Annotated in this window: 2 tRNA genes and 3 rRNA genes; all 5 read left to right on the forward strand. The window is 52.6% G+C overall.

What is annotated here, in order from left to right:
* Positions 1-238: 238 nt before the first annotated feature.
* The 5 genes from HF682_RS17570 (at position 239) to rrf (ending at position 5,414) form a co-directional block, all read left to right on the forward strand.
* Positions 239-1,774, forward strand: a 16S ribosomal RNA gene (locus HF682_RS17570).
* A gap of 96 nt (positions 1,775-1,870) precedes the next feature.
* Positions 1,871-1,947 (forward strand) — tRNA-Ile (locus tag HF682_RS17575).
* Positions 1,948-1,960: 13 nt separating this feature from the next.
* A tRNA-Ala gene (locus HF682_RS17580) sits at positions 1,961-2,036 on the forward strand.
* Positions 2,037-2,309: 273 nt separating this feature from the next.
* Positions 2,310-5,195: ribosomal RNA gene (locus tag HF682_RS17585) — 23S ribosomal RNA — on the forward strand.
* A gap of 105 nt (positions 5,196-5,300) precedes the next feature.
* Positions 5,301-5,414 (forward strand): 5S ribosomal RNA (rrf, locus tag HF682_RS17590).
* The 16S, 23S and 5S rRNA genes sit together here with 2 tRNA genes alongside, the layout of an rRNA operon.
* Positions 5,415-5,436: the final 22 nt, after the last annotated feature.

A 5,436-nucleotide genomic window follows, 5' to 3' on the forward strand; every position in this document is an offset into this window, starting at 1 on the left:
GGTGTGCGTATAGTTCGCATCTCTGCTGCTGACGCAGACGACGAAACGAAGCGAAAAGCTGCTGAGTTTAGCGAAGTCTGAAGTTGGTTGCAACTGCTCTTTAACAAATAAACAGCCGATAAGTGTGGGTGCTTGTCTCGAGGCAAAGGTCGCAAGACCACAAGCAAAGAGATAGGTGCTTACACAGTCAAGGAAATCAACTTGTTGATTTCTTTTGAGTGTACGTAAGCCAAGATTTGAACTTAAGAGTTTGATCCTGGCTCAGATTGAACGCTGGCGGTATGCTTTACACATGCAAGTCGAACGGTAACAGGTCCTTCGGGACGCTGACGAGTGGCGGACGGGTGAGTAATGCATCGGAACGTGCCGTGTTGTGGGGGATAACGCATCGAAAGGTGTGCTAATACCGCATACGCCCTGAGGGGGAAAGCGGGGGACCGAAAGGCCTCGCGCAATACGAGCGGCCGATGTCCGATTAGCTAGTTGGTGAGGTAAAGGCTCACCAAGGCGACGATCGGTAGCTGGTCTGAGAGGACGACCAGCCACACTGGGACTGAGACACGGCCCAGACTCCTACGGGAGGCAGCAGTGGGGAATTTTGGACAATGGGGGCAACCCTGATCCAGCCATACCGCGTGAGTGAAGAAGGCCTTCGGGTTGTAAAGCTCTTTTGTCAGGGAGGAAATCCCTGGGGATAATACCCCTGGGGGATGACAGTACCTGAAGAATAAGGACCGGCTAACTACGTGCCAGCAGCCGCGGTAATACGTAGGGTCCAAGCGTTAATCGGAATTACTGGGCGTAAAGCGTGCGCAGGCGGCTGATTAAGCCAGATGTGAAATCCCCGGGCTCAACCTGGGAACTGCGTTTGGAACTGGTCAGCTAGAGTACGTCAGAGGGGGGTAGAATTCCACGTGTAGCAGTGAAATGCGTAGAGATGTGGAGGAATACCGATGGCGAAGGCAGCCCCCTGGGATGATACTGACGCTCATGCACGAAAGCGTGGGGAGCAAACAGGATTAGATACCCTGGTAGTCCACGCCCTAAACGATGTCTACTAGTTGTCGGGTGAGTAATCACTTGGTAACGCAGCTAACGCGTGAAGTAGACCGCCTGGGGAGTACGGTCGCAAGATTAAAACTCAAAGGAATTGACGGGGGCCCGCACAAGCGGTGGATGATGTGGATTAATTCGATGCAACGCGAAAAACCTTACCTGGTCTTGACATGTACGGAATCTTGAAGAGATTTGAGAGTGCCCGAAAGGGAGCCGTAACACAGGTGCTGCATGGCTGTCGTCAGCTCGTGTCGTGAGATGTTGGGTTAAGTCCCGCAACGAGCGCAACCCTTGCCATTAGTTGCCATCATTAGGTTGGGCACTTTAATGGGACTGCCGGTGACAAACCGGAGGAAGGTGGGGATGACGTCAAGTCCTCATGGCCCTTATGACCAGGGCTTCACACGTCATACAATGGTCGGTACAGAGGGTTGCCAAGCCGCGAGGTGGAGCTAATCTCAGAAAGCCGATCGTAGTCCGGATTGCAGTCTGCAACTCGACTGCATGAAGTCGGAATCGCTAGTAATCGCGGATCAGCATGTCGCGGTGAATACGTTCCCGGGCCTTGTACACACCGCCCGTCACACCATGGGAGTGGAATCCGCCAGAAGTGGGTAGCCTAACCGCAAGGAGGGCGCTTACCACGGTAGGTTTCATGACTGGGGTGAAGTCGTAACAAGGTAGCCGTAGGGGAACCTGCGGCTGGATCACCTCCTTTCTAGAGCAAGCCAAAAGGCAAGTACTCACACTTATCGGTTGTTTGAATGTTAAAGATCAGCGAGCCAGGCAAGGTTTGAAGCCTGGGGTGGCCTGCGGGTCAGTAGCTCAGTCGGTTAGAGCACCGTCTTGATAAGGCGGGGGTCATAGGTTCGATTCCTATCTGACCCACCAAGCGATCAAAAGAGGGGGTTTAGCTCAGCTGGGAGAGCACCTGCTTTGCAAGCAGGGGGTCGTCGGTTCGATCCCGTCAACCTCCACCAACAGCCCTGAACGGTGAGCGTGTTTGGACGATAGTCTGGACAAGCAAGAACAAGCATGTTCACCGCTCATGGTTGCAAAACCATGACTTGATCTTTAAAAAAACGGAAGAAGTAAACGAGACTGTAGCGCGAGACGCGGGAGTAACAGCCCGAAGTCAAAGCGAGACAGGCTCAGGGTTTAGATTGTATCGATCTGTACATTTTTAGTCGGATGTACAGAGCAAACACCGCGGGAACTTATAACTGAGGATGTGTCAGCGTCCAGGGTTATAGGATCAAGCGAATAAGTGCATGTGGTGGATGCCTTGGCGATTACAGGCGATGAAGGACGTGGCAGCCTGCGTAAAGCTTCGGGGAGCTGGCAACAAGCATTGATCCGGAGATGTCCGAATGGGGAAACCCGGCCCGCAAGGGTCATCCTGTCCTGAATATATAGGGACAGAGAAGCGAACCTGGCGAACTGAAACATCTAAGTAGCCAGAGGAAAAGAAATCAACCGAGATTCCCAAAGTAGTGGCGAGCGAACTGGGAAGAGCCTGCACGTGATACCCGTTGACTTAGCAAAACAACCTGGAAAGGTTGGCCATAGAAGGTGAAAGCCCAGTATGCGAAAAGACAACGGGAGTACTAAGCGTGCGACAAGTAGGGCGGGACACGAGAAATCCTGTCTGAAGATGGGGGGACCATCCTCCAAGGCTAAATACTCGTAATCGACCGATAGTGAACCAGTACCGTGAGGGAAAGGCGAAAAGAACCCCGGAAGGGGAGTGAAATAGAACCTGAAACCGCATGCATACAAACAGTGGGAGCCTCCTTGTGGGGTGACTGCGTACCTTTTGTATAATGGGTCAGCGACTTACATTCAGTAGCGAGCTTAACCGGATAGGGGAGGCGTAGCGAAAGCGAGTCTGATAAGGGCGATTAGTTGCTGGGTGTAGACCCGAAACCGGATGATCTATCCATGGCCAGGATGAAGGTTGGGTAACACCAACTGGAGGTCCGAACCCACTAACGTTGAAAAGTTAGGGGATGAGCTGTGGATAGGGGTGAAAGGCTAAACAAATCCGGAAATAGCTGGTTCTCTCCGAAAACTATTTAGGTAGTGCCTCATGTATCACTCTCGGGGGTAGAGCACTGTTATGGCTAGGGGGTCATTGCGACTTACCAAACCATGGCAAACTCCGAATACCGAGAAGTGCGAGCATGGGAGACAGACAGTGGGTGCTAACGTCCATTGTCAAGAGGGAAACAACCCAGACCGCCAGCTAAGGTCCCAAATGACGTGCTAAGTGGAAAACGAGGTGGGAAGGCATAGACAGCCAGGATGTTGGCTTAGAAGCAGCCATCATTCAAAGAAAGCGTAATAGCTCACTGGTCGAGTCGTCCTGCGCGGAAGATGTAACGGGGCTCAAGCACGTAACCGAAGCTGCGGATATGTACTTAGTACATATGGTAGGAGAGCGTTCTGTAGGCCGTTGAAGGTGTCTTGTAAAGGATGCTGGAGGTATCAGAAGTGCGAATGCTGACATGAGTAGCGATAAAGGGAGTGAAAAGCTCCCTCGCCGAAAACCCAAGGTTTCCTACGCAACGTTCATCGGCGTAGGGTGAGTCGGCCCCTAAGGCGAGGCAGAGATGCGTAGTCGATGGGAAACAGGTCAATATTCCTGTACCGATCATGAATGCGATGGGGGGACGGAGAAGGGTAGGTCAGCCAACTGTTGGAATAGTTGGTTTAAGCGTGTAGACGTGCCGCACAGGCAAATCCGTGTGGCTTAGTTGAGGCGTGATGACGAGGAACCACTGGTTCTGAAGTGATTGATCCCATGCTTCCAGGAAAAGCCTCTAAGCTTCAGTTCATGATTGACCGTACCGTAAACCGACACAGGTGGGTGGGGTGAGAATCCTAAGGCGCTTGAGAGAACTCGGGAGAAGGAACTCGGCAAATTGACACCGTAACTTCGGGATAAGGTGTGCCCAGATAACGTGAAAGCCCTGCGGCTGGAGCGGTAATGGGTTGCAGTGAAATGGTGGCTGCGACTGTTTAATAAAAACACAGCACTCTGCAAACACGAAAGTGGACGTATAGGGTGTGACGCCTGCCCGGTGCTGGAAGATTAAATGATGGGGTGCAAGCTCTTGATTGAAGTCCCAGTAAACGGCGGCCGTAACTATAACGGTCCTAAGGTAGCGAAATTCCTTGTCGGGTAAGTTCCGACCCGCACGAATGGCGTAACGATGGCCACACTGTCTCCTCCCGAGACTCAGCGAAGTTGAAATGTTTGTGAAGATGCAATCTCCCCGCGGCTAGACGGAAAGACCCCGTGCACCTTTACTGTAGCTTTGCATTGGACTTTGAACAGACTTGTGTAGGATAGGTGGGAGGCTATGAAGTGGGAACGCCAGTTCTCATGGAGCCGTCCTTGAAATACCACCCTGGTGTGTTTGAGGTTCTAACCCAGGTCCGTAATCCGGATCGGGGACCGTGCATGGTAGGCAGTTTGACTGGGGCGGTCTCCTCCCAAAGTGTAACGGAGGAGCTCGAAGGTTCTCTAGGTACGGTCGGAAATCGTACTGATAGCGCAATGGCACAAGAGAGCTTGACTGCGAGACTGACAAGTCGAGCAGGTGCGAAAGCAGGACATAGTGATCCGGTGGTTCTGAATGGAAGGGCCATCGCTCAACGGATAAAAGGTACGCCGGGGATAACAGGCTGATTCCTCCCAAGAGTTCACATCGACGGGGGAGTTTGGCACCTCGATGTCGGCTCATCACATCCTGGGGCTGAAGCCGGTCCCAAGGGTATGGCTGTTCGCCATTTAAAGTGGTACGTGAGCTGGGTTTAAAACGTCGTGAGACAGTTTGGTCCCTATCTGCCGTGGGCGTTGGAAGTTTGAGGGGGGCTGCTCCTAGTACGAGAGGACCGGAGTGGACGCATCTCTGGTGTACCGGTTATCACGCCAGTGGTATCGCCGGGTAGCTAAATGCGGAAGAGATAAGCGCTGAAAGCATCTAAGCGCGAAACTTGCCTCAAGATGAGACTTCCCTGGGACTTCGAGTCCCCTGAAGGGTCGTTCAAGACCAGGACGTTGATAGGTCGGGTGTGGAAGCGCAGTAATGCGTTAAGCTAACCGATACTAATTGCCCGTGAGGCTTGATCCTATAACCGTGGATGTTGGCGCGGTTGGTGTTGAGATACAGAACGAACTAAACCAAATTTACTTCTTCCGCTTTTTACGCGTTGCAATTGCGACGTGACAAGTTACGCTTGGCGGCCATAGCGCGTTGGACCCACTCCTTCCCATCCCGAACAGGACAGTGAAACGACGTTGCGCCGATGATAGTGAGCAGATCGCTTGTGAAAGTAGGTCACCGCCAGGCTCCCATTTGAAGCCCCTGCAGA

The sequence above is a fragment of the Leeia aquatica genome (assembly GCF_012641365.1).
Classification (GTDB): Bacteria; Pseudomonadota; Gammaproteobacteria; order Burkholderiales; family Leeiaceae; genus Leeia; species Leeia aquatica.